Genomic DNA, 22,557 nt, shown 5'->3' on the forward strand with positions numbered 1-22,557 from the left:
CACTCCGGCTTGCTTCAACTGCTCACAAGGTCCGGATACCTGACATTATAGCCGACAATTCTAACGCTCCAGCATGTGCACCGCACAGGTAAAGCAAGGGTCAAAGGAACGGATAATTCGTCCGGCTTCCACGAGGTTGGCGCCGTCGGCCACAGGTGTGCCAATAAGCGCCTGCTCTACCGGACCGCGGGCACCGCGATTGTCGCGGGGCGAGAAGTTCCAGGTTGTCGGCGTTATGATCTGATAGTGGGTCACCTTGTTATGCCGGTATTCCATCCAGTGCCCCAGTACCCCCCGCATAGCATCTGTCAAGCCTGCTCCCACCCCGCTGTCCGGTGGCGTAAATGGCAGACAACTGGGAGTATTAGGCACAATTTCGTTAAGCCATTCCTGTGCCAGGCGGCATATCTTAAGCGTCTCTTGGGCCCTGGCCACCAGGCGGTCCATCACCGACACTCCCCGCCGGTACTCGCCGCTGATAAAAGCTCTGGCCAATGGCCCGCCCTCCACCGGGAGCTCTTGATAGCGCGGCGCCTTTACCCAGGAATAAGCCTCCGGTTTATCCCGGTCAGGAATGGTGCGGCCTGCCGGCAGAGTTCGCCGTTCCTGCTCGTCTTTATACCAGCTGTAGCGGATTTCCTCCCCAATATGACTGACATTCAGCGGCTCAACCTGCCCCTGATTTACTATCAGTCCGGGGGCAAACGCTCTGTCACCGGTTACCGGTGCGGGAAACATGCCAAAAGACATAAAATTACCATACCCTCCCCCGATGGCATAGTAATCCGGATAGTAATCGGCAAGAACCATAACATCATGAATAAAAACGTTTTCCACCCATTCGGTCAGTTCCTGCAAAATGCTGCGGTAGATCATCAGCCGCTCCGCCGTGGCCTGCTCGGTAACCCCACTGGCGATAATGGTTTGCTGCATCGGCGCCTTGGCTCCAAATACAGCCATGGCCTCATGCGCCTGCATCGCCTTTATTGCACTTTCCCTCGCATGCTGCAAAAGTTCGGCATTTATTTTGGGCGGCAGACGAAAATCGGCCTGCGGCCGGGGTATGTATGGCGGCATATCCGGCCCTTTTACATAATCAAATAATGCCAAAACATAAAAATGCCGGAGATGGTTCTGAATAATGTCGGCAGCAAAAATTAAATTGGTTATATGCTGCCCGGTAGGGGTAGGCGTAACGCCAAAGGCCTGCTGCTGAGCCATGCCGGCAGCAACAGCATGAGCGGCTGAGCAAATGCCGCAGATACGCTGGGTAAACAGGGCCGCATCCCGTGGGTCACGGCCTGTCAGCATACATTCCATCCCTCGGAACAGTTGCGCTCCCAGCCAGGCATCCACAATTTTACCATTCTCTACTTCCACGTCCATCCGCAGCGGTTCGTGAATACGTGTTACCGGAAAAACGGTCTGTACAGCCATGCCGCTCTACCTCCTCTATTTTGGTCCCGGACGGAAAAAATCAGCCACTTTCTGCCGAAAAGTTCTGCGCAGTTTTTTTCTGCCCTTGTTTTGCCCCAAGCTTTGACTCGCATCAATGAGTTTATTTTGTTGGCGAATGAGATCATCAAGCTCCTGTTTAAGCTGCTCTAAATTTTCAGGCGGTTCAGTTTCTTTGGGTTTGGTGCCCTGCTGCCAATGTCTGCCGACCCGCTTGGCGGCAACGCCGGTCGCCAGATAGGCACCTACTGCAGCAACCCCCAGTCCGGCAGCCGCGGCGCCAAACTTTTTAACATCAAGCGCCCCCAGCGGGGTCTGGATATTGGGCAGATGCTGGTAAAACGGCATACTGCTGTCAGGAAATCCCGGATTGACGCAGCCGATGCAGGGTGCGCCGGCTCTGACCGGCCAATTTACATAATGATTCCACTGCCGTTTGGGGCAGTCTGCATACGTGACCGGCCCTTTGCAGCCAACCTTGTAAAGGCAGCCGCTTTCGCCGGGAAATGACGCAAAAATTCCATCTTCAAACTGTTGGCGCCGTTGGCATAAATCATGAATGGTCTGGCCAAAAAACAGCTTCGGCCTGTTATAGCTATCAAGCTCAGGCAATCCATACAGCATCAGATGGCTGAAAGTACCTGTCACCCAATCGGGGTTAATCGGGCAGCCGGGTATATTGATAACCGGTTGTTTGATTACCTCCCACACCCCCTTGCCTCCTCCCGGATTGGGATAGGCGGCTCCGGGGCCGCCAAAGCAGGCACAGGTGCCAACGGCAATGATATATTTGGCTTTCGGGGCAAATTCCTGCAGGGCTGCCATGCCGGTCACCATCTGATTGTCACGCATAAAAACATGATTATACCGGCCATTGTCCCCGGTCATCACCGAGCCTTCAATGACCAGCCAGAACTTACCGGCTTCATTTGCCACAGTATCGGTGAGTGCCTGTACGGCCTCAGCCCCCTGCGCCACATTGAGCAGCCAATTATAGCGCATATCAATCATCTGGGTAAGCAGCTGATCCAAACTGGGATTAACGGCATTATCCAGGGAGACGGAATTACCGGTACAAGACCCCAGTTCCAGCCAGATTACCGGCGGCTTTACCGTCTTGTTTTCCGCAAAGGCCTGACACATGACAGGCAGTAATTGCTGACTCAAACCAGTTGTTAAAACCGCAGAAGTACAGAGTTTAAGAAACTCCCGCCGGGTAAGCATAGGCTCCCCCCTTATCGGCAATATCTCTGTTAATTTTCCCAAGTCTGGTATATATATGTAAAGGGATATGCCAGTATAGCCGGCACATCCCTTATTTTGCGATTTTGCTGTATTGTTTCATATTGCCTTGTGCCCATAGGTTAACCATCGTCTCATAGCTGCCATAATCCATACCCAGCGATTTTTCAATCGCCTTATTGATCTTTTCACCCTTGGTAAGATAGGTCAGCACCTGAGTCAGCTTGGCCTCTCCATGCACTTCGGCAATATAACGGACAGCAGCCAACGACTGACGGTAAGCCAGCGCTTGATTATCCAGATTATCAAAATCCCCGTCAAGCTCGTCCATCGTGTAGAGCTTGCCTGTTAACCGGTTATCTGCCGTCACCCATTCATAACCGTTAACCCGGTATTCCACATACTGTGCCAGTCCTTCGGTAAACCAGCGGCTATAGTTGCCTCTGGCCATATGGTCAAGCACCAAGTGGGTGTATTCATGGGCCAACGGACCGGTAGCAATAAACTCGTTAAGCGACGGGTTTTTCATCCACGCCTTGGGCGACAGAATCTGAATAACGCCGCCCCAGTAAAAGCCCATAGCACTGGCATCTCCGGACCAGCCGTACGCCTGTTTCATCGCTTGACGGTCAGGGTGCATCAGAATCAGTGTTTTTTTGCCGGGCGCATAATGCAGCGCCGAAGTTACCGGCTCATAAGCAGCCTCAGCCGCTTCTGCCACCATAGCAACCATATCGGCATCACTTGGTGTGTATCGAATAATAAAATGCGGCGTTTCCTGTGCCAGCATGTTTTTAGTCTGATAATCAATTTTCATTACAACCGCCTGCCGTACAAGTGGGTACAGCCACATTTGCGGCCGAATAGGCACCATGCTGCTTAGCAGCAGACTGGCTAACATCAGACCAACTACCACCGGCACGCCGCCTGGGATCATTTCAACCAGATTACGCATGATAGCTGCCCTCCTTTCGAGCAAGTAAAGGACAGTATATCATGAATTCTAGTTTACTTCTACATGTATTTTATGTAAACTAAATAAAAAATAAGATTGCCAACCACAGTGTTTCGCAATGATTCATGCTCCTCCGCGATTTCAAAACACCGGGCAGCAATCCAATTCTGCAGCTTACCCTTTTGAACCGTCGACCGCCGGCTTATCTGTGCCGGCAATGACAATACCGGCGCTTGTTCCTAAACGGGTTGCTCCGGCAGCAACAAGTGCCAGCGCCTGTTCGCGGGTGCGAATACCGCCTGATGCTTTTATCCCGATCTTGTCGCGAGCCACTTCTTTGAGCAAGCGGATGTCTTCCTCGGTTGCCCCGCCGGGGCCAAAGCCTGTAGAGGTTTTAACAAAATGGGCTCCGCCATCAATGACAGCCTGACAAGCTTGGCGTTTTTCCTCATCGGTTAACAATCCTGTCTCAATAATGACTTTGACAATAGCGCCGTCAGCCGCCGCCACAACCTGCTCAATATCGGCTTTAACAGCTTCCCACAGTCCGGCTTTGACGGCCCCGATATGTATGACCATATCCAGTTCATCGGCTTTTCGCAGTACCGCCTCTTTGGCCTCAGCCGCTTTAACGGCGGAAAGAGTAGCCCCTAAGGGGAAGCCAATAACTGTCGCTGTTTTCACGCCGGTTCCGGCCAGATGATGGGCTGCCAGGTCAACATAGATCGGATTGACACAGACAGCAGCAAACTTATGCTGCGCAGCTTCTTCGCACAGCCGGATAATTTCTTCCACCGTGGCTGCCGGTTTGAGCAGCGTATGATCGATATACTTTGCCAGATTCATAATTCTAACCTGCCCTTAACATGGAATAACGAAGAGACTGCCGTCATACGCCAATCTCTTCGTGCTTTATAGGTGTTGTTTACTCCTTAGCTGACCGCCGCAGTTTGCTTCTGACATCGAGGGCACATACCATAAAAATAGAATTGCTGGCCCTGAAGAGTATAGTCGGTCTGAGACGAAACCTGTTTGATAAACTCGGAAGAATCCACTCCGTACAAATCATCAACCCGTCCGCAGCCCATGCAGCGGATATGCGGATGATTAGTGGTGTCGGCATCATAGCGGAAACTATCTTCACCGACATTAAGTACTTGCACCAAATTCAATTCCTTCAAGATTTCAATGGTCTTGTACACGGTTGCCAAACTCATAGTCGGATAAACCGGTTGCAGCTCATTGTAAATCATTTCGGCGCTTGGATGTGCCTTAGTAGCGGCCAAAGCACTATAAATAGCCAGCCGCTGCGGCGTAACCTTGAATCCCTTGTCTCTTAACAGTGTGGTAACACAAATGTCCATTCTTATCCCCTACTTTACTACAAATTACCACTGGAAAATAGTTATCGAGTAATTCTTAGTTAATTCTAACTCTGATTTCATATACTGTCAAGGGCTTTTTATACCGAAGTAATTGGGGAAACAGGACATAAAAAGCCCCGCGTTAAACGCGGGGCATGTGCCTTATATTACTGCGCCTGGCTGCTAAACTTGGATTTAGCTTGCGCGATATCTTGCGGATTAGCATTTTGGACGGTATAGTACCCCTTTTGCTGCATGAGATCAAAAATTTGCTTTTCCTGACTATGCACTTCACCAAGGATGGTCAAATAATCACGGCGGAGTGTTTCACTGACACACTCCAAGGCAAATGTATTGATAGCAGCAGCTGTATATTTGGCATCTGACAGCGCCAGCTGCAGAAGTTCACGCTCAGATATGGTGGCTCCTTGACCGTTCATGCCGGCCTGCATACTTTGATTGGATTGTTGTCCCATCTGTGCCACAGTTATTCACCTCAATTATTGTAAATTTTGTCCGGCATTCAAATGTTTCGTCATAGTCTGAAAGTGCTGTTGACTTTTTTGCGCAATCTGCTGAAAAAGCTGTTTAGTCTGAGCATCCTGGATATTGGCACCAAAGTAACTCATGGTTTTGGCACAATTTTGTTCCATGCCCAGGAAATCTTCCAGCTGCATCAATTCTTTTGCTGTTAACACCTATAATCCCCTCCTTTGCGGTTTATAGGCTTAGCATGCGTAAGTCCTGGCAGAACTATTCTATATATATGGACAATTTGGTGATATATGACATTCAACGCGATTGCGTCCCTGCTGTTTTGCCCGGTACAGCGACTGGTCAGCGGCATCAATAATCTTAGTTTTCGGATCTTCCCAGCCTGTGCAAATTTCAAAAGTAGCTACACCTAAACTTATGGTAATGGTAATTATGGTATCGTCCACTTCAAATTTGGCGGTTTCAATGAATTGACGGAAATTCTCTGCCAGTCTGCGGGCTTCCGCCAAACCGGTTTCCGGTAAAACTATCGCAAACTCTTCACCGCCATAGCGCGCACTTATATCGGTTGTGCGAAAATGCTCTTTAATCATCGCGCCCATTTTCTGCAGGATAACATCGCCGGCCAGATGCCCCCAGGTGTCATTGACCTTTTTGAAAAAATCGATATCCAGCATGATCAAACTGAGCGGGCGGTTATAATTCAGTGTACGGCTAATCTCACGGCCTAACGCCATCTCAAACTGACGGCGATTGGCCAGGCGGGTGAGCGGATCGGTAAGTGCCATGGCCTGAAAATGGTCGTACAGGTAAGCTCTTTCCAGGCCAATAGCGGTCTGGCTGGCAATGGTACTAAGCATAAGTTCTTTTCCCTGGGGAATTTCCTTAGTAGTATCATTCCAGCCAAGCACAATCAGCCCTTGCAGTTTGCCGTTGGCTAACAGCGGCAAAATATTAAGCCGGCGCGACATAAGTACCGACATGGTAATCAGACTCCGCTCACTGTCATATGCCGTACTTTCGTCCATACTGCTGAGACCGCTCCAGGGCCAGGTCATTTTCCCGTCAGAAAATACCCGTTGCAGGTGATCGATTTCTTTTTGTTCAAACCCGGTGGTAAATACCGGTTCGGTGTGAATACCGTCATCCCGGTGATGCATGATGAAAGCTACCGTTCCATCGGCGGCAAACAAAGAGTAGAGTTTTTCGGCTACCCTTGTCAGGATGGCACCCGGCGACTTCTGCACAGCCAAATCTTTGACAACATCATAGAGCAGCGTAAGCTGGGTAAAGCTTTCCACTGTTGTCTCATAGGCCCTGGCATTTTTAATGGCTTCGCCGGCATGGTGGGAAAACACGCTTAAAAATTGAGCATCATGCTGGGTAAAGGCACGTTCCTTCCGGGAGAATAATACCAGCACGCCGATAACATCACCGTTATGCCTGATCGGTGCGCCAACCATTGACTTCAGCTGTGCCTGACACAAGGTGTCCTGAATTACATCCGAATGATTCTCAACATTGTCAATTACTATCGACCTTTTATCAAAAAAGACCTTCCCCATAAAGCTTTTCTCAGGCTGAAGTCTCTCCGGCGGCTTAAAACTGCTGAGATATGCCACTATTTTCAGCGTTTTACCCTCAACCAGAGACAAAAAAACATGCTCGCATTGAAACACGGTTCCAGTAGCGGTGACTACCTGCTGCAGCATGGCTGCCAGATCATGCTTGGAGGCCAACGTGGCACCAAGCTGAATAAATGCCTGCCGCAGAATGCGGTCCGAGTCCCGGGTCTCTTTATACAAGCTCATTCTTTTTTCAGCCATATGCTTGAGTGCCTGATTAAGACGTGAGATACGCATATAGGGGCGTAAAATGGAGGTTTGCAGCAGCGACCGTAACACGCAGTAATATGCCATAATTTTGTAGATATGACCAAGAAAATGAAAACTGTCATACGTATGGGCATACAAGGTGAACGACATCCCGGCCGCCAAACTGAATACCAGACTGACACGCAGCAAAAATACCGACTGCTGTGACGGATTGCGGCAGCCATACAGGTATATGGCCAGCAGATTGAAGCCCATAGCGATATATTCAAGGGTAATCTTCTCCACCGTTTGCCCGTGTCCGGCAATAAACATCGGGACCAAAGAACGCTCAAACAATATAACCATTCCGACAAGTGATACCGCTGCTGAAATTGTGATTGTCAGAAGGTACAGCCGGTGAAACACCGCACTGATACTGCGCCGGGGAATATAAACTGCCGCCAACAGCCCGCCGCTGACCAGCAGCCGGCTGATAATCCAGAAAATAGAGGCTTTATTTTCACTATTTGCTGTTATGAAATCAGGCATGCCTTTGTATGACAGCAAATGAGCAAAATCAAAAATGCCTACTGCCAGGAAAACCATGGCAATAACCAGATCACGACTATTGTTGGTTTGCGGCCAGCCATACCACACCACAATAAATACGCTTAAAGCAATAACCAGACAAATGATTTCAGCTACTGTGTGGATGCTAAGGTACAAATTTTCCGGATAGATGACATAGAAATGTTCAGGCATCCAGGAAATCAGCCCCACTATACCAAACAGCACTGTGGCAAGCGCCGCTAAGCGTACATTAGCTTTCAGGGTTTTTATCAACAAAGACACCTTTATTCCCCCCTTCAGACCAAGCAACATTTCCGTTACTCTTACTAACATAATATGCCTCGCCAAAAGCAGATGTGCTTTGTGCCGGATATCAGCCTAAAGTCCCACATAACTAGGAATATTGCATATTTCCTTTCTGGCGCGGTTTATGTATAATAATGGTAAGCAGGACAAGGAGGGTTGCCTTATGCTTATCAGCGAAGTAAAAGCCGGCATGGTACTGGCACGCGATATTATTGATGACAATGGCAATCTGCTTCTGGAACAGGGCATTGCCCTTACGGAATACTACATTACCCGGCTGACTCAGCTCGGTATAACCAGTATCCCTATTTATGATCCATATGCAGTTGAGCTAAAAAAGCATTCCGTAATTGCTCCGGAGGTCAGAGAAGAGCTTACGTTATGCTTTCGGTCATTATTTAACAAAAAAAGCCAGGATATTCTCAATTCCGGCCTGCGGACAATTTACCTAAAACAAATTCAGCAAACCGTCGGCCAGGTAATTGACAATACCGAAAAAAACCTGGGACAAATTGTGAATGTCCAGGTACGCCAGCCCACCGAAGATGAAATTGCTCATGCCATAAATGTCTGCCTGATGGCCATCTCCACCGGCCTGTATATTAAACTGCCGCGTCCGGTACTGATGGACCTGGCCATGGGAGCGCTTTTTCATGATTTAGGCAAAACAGTTATGCCGACCATTGAGGGATCGATTGCCTCCGATCCGGGGCGGTTGCATCCTATGTACGGGCAACAGCTGTTGGTGAAAAATAAGCTCGGAACCATTGTAGCCCGTATTGCCGCCGAACATCACGAGCAATACGACGGCCAGGGGTATCCGCTCGGACTGGCCGGAAAAGAAATTCATCCTTTGTCACGCATAGTGACCATCGCCAATCACTTTGACAATAACATGAATATGGCTGCTAAAACCGGCCAGCCGCGCGGCAAGATTATCGATTCCATGCTGGCCAATGGCAATACCTTATTTGATATGTACCTGTTAAGAGCCTTCTTCCATACTACGCCGCTTTATCCGGTAGGTACGCTGGTCAAACTCAGTACCAATCAAATGGCCTATGTAATAAAAAACAAAGCCCGGTTTGCCGCTACTCCCACCGTGCAGATTGCCGAGCGCGGGCCCCGCGGCTACAATATGATCACCGGTCAAATGATTGATTTAGCGATGAAACCCCAAATAACGATTGTCGACGTAATCGCAGATTAAAAAAACGTCACGCATACGCGTGACGTTTACTATTTCATCCACTTTCTTGAACCAAACCGCCGCCATAAAATGGCGCTGCGGATGAGAAAATCGCCTGCCGTAATATACCAGGCAGCCGTAATATCATAGCCCCAGACAATAATAAATACATATACCAGCGGCAGGCGGATCAGCCATACGCCTAAGGTTGTCACATACATAGGCCAGCGCGTATCACCCGCCCCTCTGAGCGCCCCGCCCAGAACAAAGCAAAGGGCGATTGTCGGCTGTTCCAGCACGGCAACCATTACACAAAGCGAGCCCCAGTAAATAACCGCCGGGTCATCAATAAACAGTGCCGCCAACGGCCGGGCAAACACAAAAATAATTACCCCCATAACCGCCATACTCCAGAAAGCAATCTTATTGGTCAGCCAGGCGAACTGCTCGGCCCGGTGCGGCATACCCTTGCCTAAATATTGTCCGACAAGCGTCATGGCGGCTATTGAAAAGCCGAAGCCGGGCATAAACGACATGGACTCAATTTGTACTGCGATCTGGTGGGCGGCAAACTGCACGGCCCCCACTCCGGCCAGCATAAACATGAATACCATACGGCCGCCCTGCATGGCCAGTTGTTCCAGCGCCGCCGGGACACTAATAGCCACAATCCGTTGAATGACTGCTTTATCGACTGTCAATATATCCCGCAAAGCCAGCCCCACCGTTTCCCGGCGCCTGAGCACAGCCAGGGCTGCCAAACCACCGGCCAGCTGCGACACCCCCAGACCCCAGGCCGCGCCATATGGTCCCAGTGCCGGCATGCCAGCATAGCCAAAGACCAGAGTGTAAGCAATAATGAGAGCCAGCGTATTGCTGAAGATGGTTATATAAAAAGCAATCCGGGTCCGCCCCATCCCCCGCAAAATAGCGTTGCCGATGGACATCAGCAAAAAGAAAGGAGTAAAACCAAACGAAATTTTGACCAAAACAGTCGCCAGCCGGTTGATTTCCGGATCAGCCGCCGTCAAATCCAATATCGGCTTCGCCATTACCAGCCCCAATACCGCCAGCGCAATTCCCAACCCGCTTCCCAGTAAAATAGCCTGGCCGGTAATCTTTCTGACTTCCTGCCAGTGGCAAGCCCCGGTTTCGCGGGCCACAATAGCGGCAGCACCTGTGCCTGCCGCCGCAAATATCATGGCCGCCGAAAACTGCATCATGACGGCCAGCCCGACGGCTGCCAGCGGTACTGCTCCAAGCCGCCCGACCATGGCAGTAATCAGCACATTAACCGCCACGATGACCACACCTTCAAAGATTACCGGCCAGGCAAGTTTTATAATTTGTCTGTTCATGTATTGTTTTATAGCTAAAGACACGCTGGGCTCCCCCTGACAAACCATTTAAAGCATGGAAGCACCCGCACCGGCCATTAAGGCGATCCCCTGAACCGGTCATTGCGGGCGCAGCGAAGCAAGCTTCACTTATATATCATTCTGCTCTTTGAAAAATAATCCTTTACTGCAACAATTCACTGCAATTATATTGTCCTGACGGCACAAACTGATATAATATAGAAGTTAAAACATATTAATAAAGATGGTGAACAGATGCTTATTACCGAAATCCCCGCTATTATTGCCCGCGAACTGGCCGTTAAGCCGCATCAGGTATCGGCCACAATGACCTTGTTGGATGACGGCAATACCGTACCCTTTATTGCCCGTTACCGCAAAGAAGTCACCGGTGAACTTAACGAAGAACATATCCGTACCATTGAAGAGCGCACCCAATACTTGCGCAATCTGATCAAACGGCAGGAAGAGATCCTTGCCGGCATTGAGTCCCAGGACAAGTTAACGCCGGAACTGGCACAAGCCATTCAGGCAGCAACCAAACTGCAGGAGCTGGAAGACCTCTATCTCCCTTACCGCCCCAAAAAGCGGACACGGGCCCAAATCGCCCGGGAAAAAGGGCTGGAGCCCTTGGCGGAAACCATCCTGGCCCAGGAACTTACTGACGGTGACCCGCTGGTGCTTGCCGAACAATACCTAAATGCCGAACACGAAATAACCACCGCTGAATTGGCGCTGGCCGGTGCCCAGGACATCCTGGCCGAAACTGTCAGCGAGCAGGCCGACATCCGTGCCATGCTCCGCAAAGAGTTGTGGCAAAAGGCGGAAATTGCCAGCCAGCTTGCCGTGGCAGAAGCCGAAGCCAGGGAATTCCTCATGTATAAAGAATATCAGGAACCGGTTAAGCGCATGCCGTCCCACCGGATTCTGGCTGTTAACCGCGGTGAAACCAAAGGTACGCTTAAAGTTGAGCTGGTTACCAACCACGAAGGCAATATCAAGTTAATTGCCAATAAGGTGATTACCGGCAGCTCTATTTTTACCCCAATCCTGCTTGCCGCCATTGCCGACGGCTATAAACGGCTGCTGTTTCCGGCACTGGAACGGGAAATCCGCAGCCTCTTAACGGAAAATGCCGAAAAACAGGCCATCAGGGTGTTTGGTCTTAACCTGCGCCAGCTGCTGCTGCAAGCGCCCCTGGCCGGTCATACCGTTATGGGACTGGACCCAGGTTACCGTACCGGCTGCAAACTGGCTGTCGTCAGTCCTACCGGGGCGGTGCTCACCACCAATACCATCTACCTGACCATGAGTGAACGCCAGCGCGAAGAAGCCGCCGCCAAAGTCCTGGAGGCTGTCAAAACCCATGGCGTAACGCTGATTTCGATTGGCAACGGCACAGCTTCCTACGAAACCGAAGAATTTGTTGCCAGCCTCATCAATACCCATAATTTAAGCATTCATTACATCATTGCCAACGAAGCCGGCGCTTCCGTGTATTCGGCCTCCAAGCTGGCCAAAGACGAACTGCCTGATCTGGACGTCTCCATTCGCGGCGCCGTTTCCATTGCCCGCCGGATTCAGGACCCACTGGCCGAATTGGTGAAAATCGATCCCAAATCCATCGGTGTCGGTCAATACCAGCATGACGTAAATCAGAAGGAATTAGGCGGCACTTTAGCCAATATCGTGGAATCCTGCGTTAACCATGTTGGTGTGGAACTCAACACCGCATCCCCGGCGCTGTTAACCCATATTGCCGGCATTAATGCCGGTGTCGCCAAGAACATTGTTGCCTATCGCACCGAAAACGGCCAGTTTAAAAGCCGCAAAGAGCTTTTAAAGGTGGCCCGCCTGGGCAAAGCCGCTTTTACCCAGTGTGCCGGCTTTTTACGCATTGCCAAGGCTGCCAATCCGCTTGACAACACGCCGGTTCACCCGGAATCCTACGAACTGGCGGAAGCCCTCTTAGGCAAACTCGGTTTTACCCTAAAAGATTTGTCTGACAAAAATAAGCTGGCCGCCCTCCAGCAAACAGCACCGGCGGCCGATGCCGCCAAGCTGGCCGCCGAACTCGGAGCCGGCGAGCCTACCGTGCGGGATATTCTGGCCGCATTAGCCAAGCCCGGTCGTGACCCCAGAGAAGATGTACCCCCGCCGCAAACCCGCAAAAACATTGTCAAGCTGTCTGACATCACGCCAGGCACCATTGTCAAAGGCACAGTCCATAATGTTACCGACTTCGGCGCCTTTGTTGATATCGGTATCAAAATCAACGGTCTTATTCACCGTTCCGAGCTCAGCCACAAACATTTCCGCCACCCCATTGATGTCATATCGGTCGGCGATATCATTGATGTAATGGTAATTAATGTGGATGAAGCCCGCCAACGTATTGCGCTTAGTTTAAAACAAGTTCCCAAAGCATAAGCACCCAAAGCCCTGTATCCAGGCTTACAACCTGGATACAGGGCTTTGTTGACAACACTATCGGTTTCCTGTATTGACCGGAGAATTATCCCCTGACAACACTAAAGGGAGCACTGGCATAGACCTTGTCCTCAATGGCAGCCTTCAATTCATCGGCCGTTGATTGCAACAGATATATCTGGCCTTTGAGGGCATTAACCAGAAGCTCATCCTCCAGCTCATTTAAATTAATGGCCGTACTGAGCAAGCTGCCGACAATGCCGGCATAGGCCATGGCTACGCCGGCCATCAAATCGCTCACTACCATCTTGTCTACTTTCGTCACAATGGTTTTTGCAATCTCAACAACCTCCAAACAAGACCTGGCTGTCTCAATCGGCACCTCTGCGGCCAGTTTTATCGCCTTCTGCAAGGCAAGCCGGCGTGCCTGCTGCTTTTCGGCACCATTCTCCGGTAAACCGGCTGCCGCCAGCAATCCCCGTAGTGCTAAGGCATCTCTGTCAATCAAAATAGTCAGTTCAATATGCAGTCTACTCAAGTCGGCCTGCTTGGCAAGCAGCAATTCACTGCACACCACCTGTCCTGGACTTTTTAGCGAATAATTTACCGCCAGCTCCAGGAGCGACGCCCCCATCAGACCACTGATAGCTGCCGCGCTTCCCCCGCCTGGCGGTACCTCTGCCGCAGCCAGCCTGCCGGCAAAGTCGCTGATATTTAGTGAGCTTAACATCATTTCCCTCCCTGTCACTCCACACTGATGATAAATTGATAGTGCGGCTGCCCGCCAAAATACACTTCTATTTCCACAGCATCAAGCTGTGCGGCAAGCCCTGCTGCCAGGACCTTAGCTTCAGCCTCGTCAAGCTCTGCTCCGTAGTACAGGCTGACGATGCCGGTATCAGGCTCAACCAGTTGTTTAACGACCTGCGTCAACGCCGCGGACAACCCGTCAGCCCACACCGCCACATTGCCGTCAATGACGCCGATATATGCACCTTCAGGCACCTTCTGCCCATTCACCAGCGAATCGCGGACAGCAATCGTCAGACTGGCTGATTTCACCGCAGCCTGCGCCTCCGTCATCCGGGCCAGATTGTCAGCCAAATCACGCTGGGCATCAAAGGCCAGTACAGCCGCCAAGCCTTGCGGCACATTGGTGGTAGGCACAATAGCCACCCGGTCGTCACCCAATAGTTTTTTCGCCTGCGCCGCAGCCAGCACAATATTCTTGTTGTTAGGCAAGATAATATAGGTTTCGGCCGAGCTGTTGTGGATAGCGGCCACGAACTCCTCTACCGGCGGATTCATGGTTTGCCCGCCGGTAATAACAATGTCTGCCCCCATTTGCTGCATAATGTTGGCAAGCCCCTCGCCTGATACCACACTAATGACGGCCAGTCCTGACCTGACCTGCGCCTCCTCGGCAGTCTCCAGCGTTTGCCGGTGTTGATCAGACATATTATCAATCTTAATATCATGCAGCGTTCCCCAGGCGATTGCCGATTCCAGTACGGCGCCCGGGTGAGCGGTATGAATATGTACTTTTAAAATGCCCTCACCGGGTGCGATCACCAGTGAATCACCCATCTGCTCTAACTGACGCTTAACTTCTGCTTTACTGGCGGCAAATCGCTTGACCACAAACTCGGTGCAATACGGATGGGCAATATTGACCTCAGCAGTCATGCCGGATATTGTCAGGGTACGGCCAAAGTCGGCTTCAGGCCCGCTGAACCGCCCCTCCAGCCCTTCCAGACACCCTGCCAGAAACACAATCAGGCCCTGACCGCCGGCATCAACTACTCCGGCGGCCTTGAGCGCCGGCAATAAGTCCGGTGTCCGTTTAAGTTCCTCCTGTCCGGCGCTAATTGCTTCTGTCAAAATATCGGCAAAAGCCACCCGGTCCCGCACCGCCCGGTGCGTCCCCTTGGCAATGCCCTTCGCCACCGTCAGGATGGTGCCCTCAACCGGCCGGGCTACTGCCCGGTACGCGTACAGTACGCCATATTGAAAGGCTTTGCCCACTTCCGCCGCCGTAGCCGTGTCCTTGCCGGACAGCCCCCGGGCAATGCCGCGCAAGAGTTGCGACAAGATCACCCCGGAGTTGCCTCTGGCCCCCATAATGGCACTGTCCGCACCCCGGCGCGCCAGCGAACCAATCCCCTCATCAGGCGCTTCGGCCACCGCTTTGGCCACAGCCCCCAATGTCAGCAGCATATTCGTACCGGTATCACCATCCGGTACAGGAAAGACGTTGAGACTGTTGATGTATTCGTGTTCGCGCATGAAGGCTCCATACGCCCCGGCAATCATGCGGCGAAAATCTCTCCCATTAATGACATCCATGCTGGATTGCATACAGTTCCCTCCTCTACTGTATTACTGCTTCTTTTGAAAAAACAGGCCAAGGACACCAGGACCCAAATGGGCGCCAAGTGCCGAACCGATACCGCTCAGTGATACCGGAATGTTGGGGTAGCGTTGGCAAACCGTATCATATATTTCCTGGGCTGTTGCCTGGGCTTCGCCATGCGCCACCCCAATATATTCAAGTTCACCATGCTTATCCAGTTCCTCCAGCATCCGTGCCACCGCCCGCGTCCGGGTACGCACCTTATCAAACACCACTACCTTACCTTCGCGCAAGGTAAGGATAGGCTTAATTTGCAAAATCGAACCAACCAGTGCCGCTGCACCGCCAATCCGGCCGCCTTTATACAGATAATCCAGAGAGTCAGGCAGAATCAGCGTATGGGTGGCATCTGCCATCTGCTGCAGCTGTTCGGCAATAGCCGCTGCCGGGTTGCCGGCAGCAGCCAGCTTAAGTGCCACCTCTGCCATTTTTATCATGCCAATTGACGACGTACGGGAATCAATCACATAGATTTCACGGCCCTTAAATTCTTTGGCCGCCGCTCTGGCACCGTTAACGGTCCCGCTTAAACCACCCGAAACACTAATCATTATTATTGGATGCCCCTCGGCTGTCGGAGAAAATACCCGGGCAAAATCGCCCGGTGCCGGCTGCGAGGTGCGCGGATGTATCCCTTTTTCTTTAGCTATGCGAAACAGTTCTGCATTGCTCAGTTCAGGCTCATTCCAGTCAGTATCCCCGATAATCACTTTTAGCGGTACTATATGAAGGTTGGGGTGAGCTGCCAGCATTTCTTCAGGTGCATTAGCAGTACTGTCAAGTATTATATGTATAGTAGACAACTTACGTAACCTCCTCTCCTACTACCTAAACTATATCTTACCAAATAATCTGACGCAATACACTAAAATATTGTTATGAATCTTAGACAAAAATCATAAATGTGTGCCATATTCTTAAATTTACTGACAGGATATAGGATATCCTGCGGCGAAATTAGCATTGTTGATTCTGAATACAATGAATGAAGGAGTACTTATGGACAATAACCAACTCCTCTTTGCTTTAGATATCGGTACCAGAAGCGTCGTCGGACTTGTCGGCGAGGTGCAAAACGGCACAATCAAACTGACAGCCTCAGAACGGGAAGAGCACCATACCCGGGCTATGCTTGACGGGCAGATTCATGATGTACAGGAAGTTGCCGGGGTACTGGCGGCAGTCACTTCCCGCCTGGAGGCGACTGTCGGCAAATTGACCAAAGTCGCGGTAGCTGCCGCCGGCCGCGCCCTGTGCACCCTGCGGATTTCAGCCGAACTGGAGACAGCCTCCCGCGGTCCACTTACCCCGGAGGATGAACGCTCCCTTGAACTGGCGGCCATCCAGACGGCCCAGGCCGAACTGGCTACCTCCGGTGCGGTGGCTGACCCGGCCGATTACTACTGTGTCGGCTACAGCGTCGTCAGCTTCAGCCTGGATGGCACCCGCATCAAGAGCCTTGTTGGCCAGCGCGGCAAACGCTCGGCCATTGAAGTCATTGCCACCTTCCTCCCCCGGCAAGTCATTGATTCCCTGCAATCTTCCATTCAGGCCGCCGGTCTGGAAATGGCAACCCTTACGCTGGAACCCATTGCCGCCATTAATGTCCTCATCCCCTCAACCATGCGCCATCTAAATCTCGTACTTGTCGATGTCGGCGCAGGCACCTCCGATGTAGCTATTACCCGCGACGGCTCAGTGATTGGCTATGGCATGGTGCCACTGGCCGGAGATGAAATTACCGAAGCCATATCACAACATTTTTTGCTTGATTTCAATGTCGCCGAAACGGTTAAACGCCAGCTTGGCAGTAATAATAAAAAAATTGCTTTCACCGACGTGCTGGGCATGCCTCACAAAGAGTCGGCCAAGACCATTATTGATTCCCTGGCCCCCAAAGTAGTTGAACTGGCCCAAGCCATTGCCGGCGAAATTCTGACTCTCAATACCCAGCAGCCGCAGGCCGTCCTCCTGGTCGGCGGCGGCGCCCTGACACCGCTCTTACCGGAAGCATTAGCGGAGGCTCTGGATATTCCGGCAGCCAGAGTTGCCATTCGCCGCCCTGATTCCATTGAAGGCATTACCGGCATACCCTCTGCCTTATGCACCCCTGATGCGGTGACACCACTGGGCATTTTAAAACTGGCCGGCGGACGTACCTTAAACTTCATCAATATTACCGTCAACGAGCGGCCCATCCGCTTGTTTAACCTAAGCCGCTTAACCATAGCCGATGCGCTCCTGGCCGCCGGCATTGATATCCGGGCACTGCGCGGCCGGCCAGGCATGGGTCTGACCATTTCCGTCAATGGCCAAACCCGCTTTATTCCCGGCGGTCATGGTATTGCCGGTCAAATTATGCGCAGCGGCCAGCCAGCCAAGCTTACCGATATCCTCTGTGATCAGGATATTCTGGAAATAACACCAGGCTCTGACGGTATAACGCCGACACCTTTGCTCAGAGAAATCGCACCCCTGCCTGAGCCGCTGACCATTCTGCTTGACGGTCAAAGCTTTCAACTGGAATCGCCGGTAACGGTAAACGGGATTCCGGCTGAGCCTGATACGCGCCTGTGCGACCGTGATCAAATTTGCATCACATCTATAGAAACATTAGAACAAGTGCTTGCCGGGTTGAATCTCGTCGCCACACCTGCTGAATATCGCTACCAGGTCAACGGTGCCGACCGTTCCTACAGAGTATGGCCCAAATATACAATTAATGCTGTTACCGCTTCCCTGGACAGTCCGCTTTCCCCGGGCGACAGGATTGAAACCCTCAAGCCACCGCTGCCCACCCTGGCAGAAGTCCTGGGAATTACCGCCAAAGATGACGATACCATTCATGTATTATTCAACGGCGCCCCCTGCGCTATCCCGGTCCGCCGCTATAGCATAGTATTGGATGGCCAGCCGGCAGAAGCCGGCCAAACTGCAGTTCCCGGCAGTACCATTGAATTTACTATATCCCCTGACCGCCAGCCGCTCATTAGTGATGTATTGCTGGCTGCCGATTTTGATCCTCGTACCCTGCCGCCGGTTGGCAGGATTACCGTATTGCTCAATGGTTTACCCACTGAATATACGGCAGTTGTTACAAATGGAGACAAGGTGGATATTAAAACAACTGAAATTTGAGAAAAATCACCCGGGACTGTGACATACGTCACAGTCCCGGGTTGCTTTATCCCTTATAATGACAACATAAGCTACAAACAAACAAGGGGGATTTGAGAAATGAGTATGTTTTGTTATCAATGTGAACAAACTGCAGGTGGCTCAGGCTGTACCAAAATTGGCGTCTGCGGAAAAAACGAAGATATTGCCAGTTTACAGGATACCCTGATTTTCGGCCTCAAAGGCATTGCCGCCTATGCTCACCATGCCCGCGAACTGGGTGCCCGTGACGAGCAAGTTGACGCTTTCATGCATGACGCCTTATTCTTCACGCTGACTAACGTAAATTTCAGCTTGGAAAAACATATTGCCATGGTATTGAAATGCGGTGAAATTAACCTTAAGGTCATGGAACTGTTGGATAAAGCCCATGTTGACCGTTTTGGCTCACCTGTACCTACAGAAGTATTCACAGGTTTTAAAGCCGGCCACGGTATCTTAGTTACCGGCCATGACCTGCTTGATTTGGAAGAACTCTTAAAACAAACCGAAGGCACCGGCATCAATATTTACACCCATGGTGAAATGCTGCCAGGCCATGCTTATCCTGAACTCAAAAAATACAAACATCTTATTGGCAACTATGGTACCGCCTGGCAGAACCAGCGCAAAGAATTTGAAGCCTTCCCCGGTGCAATCTTAGTGACTACCAACTGTGTAATGCCGCTGACAGCCAATGAGACCTACGGTGACCGCATCTATACCCGCAGTGTAGCCGGCCTCCAGGGTGGTAACCACATCGCCGACCGCGACTTCTCGGAAATTATCGCTAAAGCTAAGGCTCTGCCGCAGCTTGCTGACAAAGCAGGCGCTTACACGCTGACTACCGGGTTCCACCACAACGCCATTCTCGGCCTGGCTGACAAAATTGTCGATGCTGTTAAAGCCGGAAAAATTAAACGCTTCTTCCTCATTGGCGGTTGTGACGGTGCTAAACCCGGCCGTAACTACTACACCGAACTGGCTGAAAAAATTCCGCAAGATTGCGTAATTCTTACCGTAGCCTGCGGCAAATACCGCTTTAACCATCTTGACTTCGGCACCATTGACGGCATTCCCCGCCTCATCGACCTCGGCCAGTGCAATAACGCCTACTCGGGTATTCAAGTGGCGGTTGCTCTTGCCAAAGTCTTCAATTGCGGCGTAAATGACCTGCCGCTCTCCTTTGTACTCTCCTGGTTTGAACAAAAAGCTGTTGCCATCCTGCTTACCCTCCTGCACCTCGGCGTGAAGGACATCCGCTTAGGGCCAACAGCTCCGGCTTTCGTAACCCCGGGAGTATTCAAAGTACTCAACGACAATTTCGGTCTTCAGCCAATTACCACTCCGGATGAAGATTTGAAAGCCATCTTAGGCTAACAGAAACGTCAAGGGGCGAATCACTACGCGTGATTCGTCCCCTTTTTTTTGCTTGGTTGCACAAGTAACCTAACGAATGTATTTTGTATTTTTTAAATTTTGAAAATATTTGATTAGAAATAAAAGGAATAATTATAAAAAAAGCAAATTATACATTTATTGTAATACTTTCCACTTAATATCATTATGCCAAAGGAGGTGTCCCCTTTCATTCCGCAGCATGAAAACAAAATTTGAGATAGGAGGTTAAAAGTATGAAGCAATATCAAAAACTGCTGTTAGGTTTTGTCTTGGGTATCATAGTTGGTCTAATTGGTTATTATACTCTTCCCGAAAAATCCTATCCCTTCATGAAAACAGTCACCGATTTGTGCACCCTGACCGGTGCCATATTCCTCAAAATGATTTTCATGGTGGTTGTTCCCCTGTTGGTATCGGCGCTAATGCTGGGCGTGTATGAGCTTGGCAAAGGCCGCAATCTGGGCAAGGTTGCCGCCAAGTCGCTCATGTTCACGGTTGCGCTGAGCGTAATTGCCGTTATGCTCGCCGTCACCATGACCAATATTATGCAGCCCGGAGCTGGAGTGGAATTTGACAAAGAAGCGCTGGCCAAGAACCAAGGAGTTATCAGCATCAATAAAAATGTGCAGCTTGCACAAAATAAGCCCTGGACTACTTATATTACTGACTTAATTCCGCAAAACCCGATTGACTCTGCCGCCAGAGCCTTTGGCGGCGAAATCATTGCCGTCATGGTGTTCGCACTAATGTTTGGCTATGCCATGAGCATAGTCATTAAGGAGGAAGAACATCCGCTTGTTCGCATGTTGCAGTCCATCTTTGATATTTCGCTGAAAATCATTGACTGGGCTATGAGACTTGCTCCTTACGGCATTTTTGCCATTGTATTCAATACGACCTATCGGATGGGCGCCGGGTTCCTGACCAATGTCGCTTATTTTGCCGCTGTGGTCGTGCTCAGTATCTTAATTCAGCAGCTTGTCGTTTACTCCGCATTTCTTAAAATATTTGCCAGAACCAATCCCTGGGAATTCTTCAAGGCTTGCAAGGAAGCCTATATATACGCTTTCTCTACCGCTTCCTCCAATGCCACTTTGCCAATCGCGTTGGAAACGGCAGAGAAAACCTTAAAACTGCCGCCGAAGATTTCCCGCTTTGTCCTGACCTGCGGCGCTTCGGCCAACCAGAATGGCTCCGGTCTCTATGAAGGTGTGGTACTGTTGTTCCTGGCGCAGGTTTTCGGCGTCAACCTCTCAATTGAACAGCAAATCATTGTCGTATTGACAGCTGTTTTAGGCGGCATCGGCACCGCCGGCGTTCCTGGCGGCACCTTGCCAATCATTGCGATTTTATGCGTAAATGTCGGTGTGCCGGTGGAAGGTCTTGGCTTGATTCTCGGTGTTGACCGTTTCCTTGATATGTGCAGAACGACGCTGAACGTATCCGGCGACTTAGTTATCGCGAAACTGGTCAGCGCCAGCGTTACCGAGGAAGAGCTCAACGCCACCGGCAGTGTTGATTGCTAATTAGGTATATTTTAAAGAAAACACGGCTTGCGCCAAGCCTTTGGCAACTGCGGAAGCCGATGTTGACCTTATCCTGTTTTTGGGATTAAAAAGGGGGCGAATCACCGCAGGTGATTCGCCCCTTAGACTTGCACAATAAAAATTATAATTTTTTTCGTATAACGCCAGGAAATTTATTAAAATGATGATCAAACGAATACACTGCCTGACCATAGGTTAACGCTTTAGCGGCAACAATAGCGTCAGCCCAGTCAATCCCATCCATTTCATAGAAATCTAAAGCTTGAGCAAGTGTCGCTACCTCTGTTTCAGTCTCAATCACGGGCAACCGTATCAAAGCCCGTAAGGCTTTGGAAATATCGGTACGGCTATGCTTATAGTAGCTTTGCAGCACAAATACAGTTTCGATAAAAATAGTATCACATAAAACCAAAATTTCTTCCCCGGCCGCAGCCCTTTCAAATAAAGCCTTGGCTTTATTGGCATGGTCACCGCCGTCACCCACCAAAAACCTGATGATAATATTGGTATCAATCCTGCTCTTTGGTATCATAGCCACGTCCTTGGATTCGTTCATTAACCATCGCCCCCCTAAGCTCGCGAATATTGGCCGGGCTCGTGGGAGTTGTTGTTTTTAAGATCCCAAAAAGCTCATTGACTGTCGGCTCAGGCTCAATAACTATTATACCGTCAGACTTAACAAAAATAGTAATGCGCTGAGTTCCTCCGGCCGTAACGCCCAAACGTTCACGAATTGCCTTAGGCAAGGTGACCTGCCCCTGGCTGCTCACAGGAATACGCCGAAATTCCATTAACCGGCCAGCACGTTCTGCCATATTCATACATTTACTACCTCCGGATTTCATGTTTAGTAATCTTACAT

The 22,557-nt window shown here is 50.6% G+C and carries 19 protein-coding genes; 5 read left to right on the forward strand and 14 right to left on the reverse strand.

Annotated features, from left to right (window positions below):
• Positions 1-60: 60 nt before the first annotated feature.
• The 8 genes from SPSPH_RS20215 to SPSPH_RS20250 form a co-directional block, all read right to left on the reverse strand.
• On the reverse strand, positions 61-1,437 hold the full coding sequence (locus SPSPH_RS20215; RefSeq protein ID WP_075758066.1) for a nickel-dependent hydrogenase large subunit: 1,377 nt from the start codon (positions 1,435-1,437) through the stop codon (positions 61-63).
• A gap of 15 nt (positions 1,438-1,452) precedes the next feature.
• Positions 1,453-2,679 carry a hydrogenase small subunit gene (locus tag SPSPH_RS20220; protein ID WP_075758065.1) on the reverse strand — a complete coding sequence of 409 codons (1,227 nt, stop codon included), beginning with the start codon at positions 2,677-2,679 and terminating at the stop codon, positions 1,453-1,455.
• 91 nt (positions 2,680-2,770) lie between these two features.
• The gene (locus SPSPH_RS20225; RefSeq protein WP_075758064.1) at positions 2,771-3,652 is read right to left on the reverse strand and encodes a peptidase MA family metallohydrolase; all 882 of its coding nucleotides are present in this window, start codon (positions 3,650-3,652) and stop codon (positions 2,771-2,773) included.
• A 174-nt stretch (positions 3,653-3,826) separates the two neighbouring features.
• Positions 3,827-4,498: a deoxyribose-phosphate aldolase gene (deoC, locus tag SPSPH_RS20230; protein WP_083945749.1), complete on the reverse strand. Its 672-nt coding sequence runs from the start codon at positions 4,496-4,498 to the stop codon at positions 3,827-3,829.
• A gap of 86 nt (positions 4,499-4,584) precedes the next feature.
• Positions 4,585-5,016, reverse strand: coding sequence for a Fur family transcriptional regulator (locus tag SPSPH_RS20235; protein ID WP_075758062.1), 432 nt, complete (start codon positions 5,014-5,016; stop codon positions 4,585-4,587).
• A gap of 167 nt (positions 5,017-5,183) precedes the next feature.
• Complete coding sequence (locus SPSPH_RS20240) at positions 5,184-5,492, reverse strand: spore coat protein (RefSeq protein WP_233139215.1); 309 nt, start codon at positions 5,490-5,492, stop codon at positions 5,184-5,186.
• A 24-nt stretch (positions 5,493-5,516) separates the two neighbouring features.
• Positions 5,517-5,714 (reverse strand): hypothetical protein, encoded by a 198-nt coding sequence (locus SPSPH_RS20245; protein WP_075758060.1) that lies wholly within the window; start codon positions 5,712-5,714, stop codon positions 5,517-5,519.
• Between the two features lie 60 nt (positions 5,715-5,774).
• A complete protein-coding gene (locus SPSPH_RS20250) occupies positions 5,775-8,177 on the reverse strand; it encodes an MASE3 domain-containing protein (RefSeq protein ID WP_075758059.1) in 2,403 nt (800 codons plus the stop codon).
• A gap of 187 nt (positions 8,178-8,364) precedes the next feature.
• Between SPSPH_RS20250 and SPSPH_RS20255 the strand changes: the two genes are divergently transcribed.
• On the forward strand, positions 8,365-9,411 hold the full coding sequence (locus SPSPH_RS20255; RefSeq protein WP_075758058.1) for an HD-GYP domain-containing protein: 1,047 nt from the start codon (positions 8,365-8,367) through the stop codon (positions 9,409-9,411).
• 29 nt (positions 9,412-9,440) lie between these two features.
• Here the strand turns inward: SPSPH_RS20255 and SPSPH_RS20260 are convergent, their stop codons facing one another.
• Positions 9,441-10,772, reverse strand: coding sequence for an MATE family efflux transporter (locus SPSPH_RS20260; protein WP_075758057.1), 1,332 nt, complete (start codon positions 10,770-10,772; stop codon positions 9,441-9,443).
• 231 nt (positions 10,773-11,003) lie between these two features.
• Here SPSPH_RS20260 and SPSPH_RS20265 point away from each other — a divergent pair, with 231 nt between their 5' ends.
• Positions 11,004-13,178 (forward strand): Tex family protein, encoded by a 2,175-nt coding sequence (locus SPSPH_RS20265; RefSeq protein ID WP_075758056.1) that lies wholly within the window; start codon positions 11,004-11,006, stop codon positions 13,176-13,178.
• Between the two features lie 85 nt (positions 13,179-13,263).
• Here the strand turns inward: SPSPH_RS20265 and SPSPH_RS20270 are convergent, their stop codons facing one another.
• From SPSPH_RS20270 to SPSPH_RS20280, 3 genes are read right to left on the reverse strand one after another with little or no spacing between them, the layout of a single operon-like run.
• Positions 13,264-13,911, reverse strand: a complete 648-nt coding sequence (locus tag SPSPH_RS20270) for a cyclodeaminase/cyclohydrolase family protein (protein ID WP_083945746.1) — start codon at positions 13,909-13,911, stop codon at positions 13,264-13,266.
• A gap of 11 nt (positions 13,912-13,922) precedes the next feature.
• Complete coding sequence (locus tag SPSPH_RS20275; RefSeq protein WP_075758054.1) at positions 13,923-15,536, reverse strand: DAK2 domain-containing protein; 1,614 nt, start codon at positions 15,534-15,536, stop codon at positions 13,923-13,925.
• Between the two features lie 21 nt (positions 15,537-15,557).
• Positions 15,558-16,394 (reverse strand): DegV family protein, encoded by an 837-nt coding sequence (locus SPSPH_RS20280; protein WP_075758053.1) that lies wholly within the window; start codon positions 16,392-16,394, stop codon positions 15,558-15,560.
• 196 nt (positions 16,395-16,590) lie between these two features.
• Between SPSPH_RS20280 and SPSPH_RS20285 the strand changes: the two genes are divergently transcribed.
• The 3 genes from SPSPH_RS20285 to SPSPH_RS20295 all read left to right on the forward strand — a co-directional run bounded on the left by SPSPH_RS20285 (position 16,591) and on the right by SPSPH_RS20295 (position 21,674).
• Positions 16,591-18,729: a cell division protein FtsA gene (locus SPSPH_RS20285; protein ID WP_075758052.1), complete on the forward strand. Its 2,139-nt coding sequence runs from the start codon at positions 16,591-16,593 to the stop codon at positions 18,727-18,729.
• A 99-nt stretch (positions 18,730-18,828) separates the two neighbouring features.
• Positions 18,829-20,127 carry a hydroxylamine reductase gene (gene hcp, locus SPSPH_RS20290; protein WP_083945745.1) on the forward strand — a complete coding sequence of 433 codons (1,299 nt, stop codon included), beginning with the start codon at positions 18,829-18,831 and terminating at the stop codon, positions 20,125-20,127.
• A gap of 254 nt (positions 20,128-20,381) precedes the next feature.
• Positions 20,382-21,674: a dicarboxylate/amino acid:cation symporter gene (locus SPSPH_RS20295; RefSeq protein WP_075758051.1), complete on the forward strand. Its 1,293-nt coding sequence runs from the start codon at positions 20,382-20,384 to the stop codon at positions 21,672-21,674.
• Between the two features lie 142 nt (positions 21,675-21,816).
• Here the strand turns inward: SPSPH_RS20295 and SPSPH_RS20300 are convergent, their stop codons facing one another.
• Both SPSPH_RS20300 and SPSPH_RS20305 read right to left on the reverse strand, forming a co-directional pair.
• The gene (locus SPSPH_RS20300; protein WP_083945744.1) at positions 21,817-22,251 is read right to left on the reverse strand and encodes a PIN domain-containing protein; all 435 of its coding nucleotides are present in this window, start codon (positions 22,249-22,251) and stop codon (positions 21,817-21,819) included.
• Positions 22,205-22,516 (reverse strand): AbrB/MazE/SpoVT family DNA-binding domain-containing protein, encoded by a 312-nt coding sequence (locus SPSPH_RS20305; protein ID WP_075758049.1) that lies wholly within the window; start codon positions 22,514-22,516, stop codon positions 22,205-22,207. The genes SPSPH_RS20300 and SPSPH_RS20305 overlap by 47 nt, the downstream gene beginning before the upstream one ends.
• Between the last annotated feature and the right edge of the window lie 41 nt (positions 22,517-22,557).

It is taken from the genome of Sporomusa sphaeroides DSM 2875 (genome assembly GCF_001941975.2).
Taxonomy (GTDB): domain Bacteria; phylum Bacillota; class Negativicutes; order Sporomusales; family Sporomusaceae; genus Sporomusa; species Sporomusa sphaeroides.

Coding starts and splice junctions, on each gene's coding strand:
- SPSPH_RS20240 (WP_233139215.1), bottom strand. CDS start 5,492: ATGGGACAACAATCCAATCAAAGTATGCAGGCCGGCATGAACGGTCAA.
- hcp (WP_083945745.1), top strand. CDS start 18,829: ATGAGTATGTTTTGTTATCAATGTGAACAAACTGCAGGTGGCTCAGGC.
- SPSPH_RS20300 (WP_083945744.1), bottom strand. CDS start 22,251: ATGAACGAATCCAAGGACGTGGCTATGATACCAAAGAGCAGGATTGAT.
- SPSPH_RS20265 (WP_075758056.1), top strand. CDS start 11,004: ATGCTTATTACCGAAATCCCCGCTATTATTGCCCGCGAACTGGCCGTT.
- SPSPH_RS20285 (WP_075758052.1), top strand. CDS start 16,591: ATGGACAATAACCAACTCCTCTTTGCTTTAGATATCGGTACCAGAAGC.
- SPSPH_RS20270 (WP_083945746.1), bottom strand. CDS start 13,911: ATGATGTTAAGCTCACTAAATATCAGCGACTTTGCCGGCAGGCTGGCT.
- deoC (WP_083945749.1), bottom strand. CDS start 4,498: ATGAATCTGGCAAAGTATATCGATCATACGCTGCTCAAACCGGCAGCC.
- SPSPH_RS20225 (WP_075758064.1), bottom strand. CDS start 3,652: ATGCGTAATCTGGTTGAAATGATCCCAGGCGGCGTGCCGGTGGTAGTT.
- SPSPH_RS20220 (WP_075758065.1), bottom strand. CDS start 2,679: ATGCTTACCCGGCGGGAGTTTCTTAAACTCTGTACTTCTGCGGTTTTA.
- SPSPH_RS20235 (WP_075758062.1), bottom strand. CDS start 5,016: ATGGACATTTGTGTTACCACACTGTTAAGAGACAAGGGATTCAAGGTT.
- SPSPH_RS20215 (WP_075758066.1), bottom strand. CDS start 1,437: ATGGCTGTACAGACCGTTTTTCCGGTAACACGTATTCACGAACCGCTG.
- SPSPH_RS20305 (WP_075758049.1), bottom strand. CDS start 22,516: ATGAATATGGCAGAACGTGCTGGCCGGTTAATGGAATTTCGGCGTATT.
- SPSPH_RS20255 (WP_075758058.1), top strand. CDS start 8,365: ATGCTTATCAGCGAAGTAAAAGCCGGCATGGTACTGGCACGCGATATT.
- SPSPH_RS20275 (WP_075758054.1), bottom strand. CDS start 15,536: ATGCAATCCAGCATGGATGTCATTAATGGGAGAGATTTTCGCCGCATG.
- SPSPH_RS20295 (WP_075758051.1), top strand. CDS start 20,382: ATGAAGCAATATCAAAAACTGCTGTTAGGTTTTGTCTTGGGTATCATA.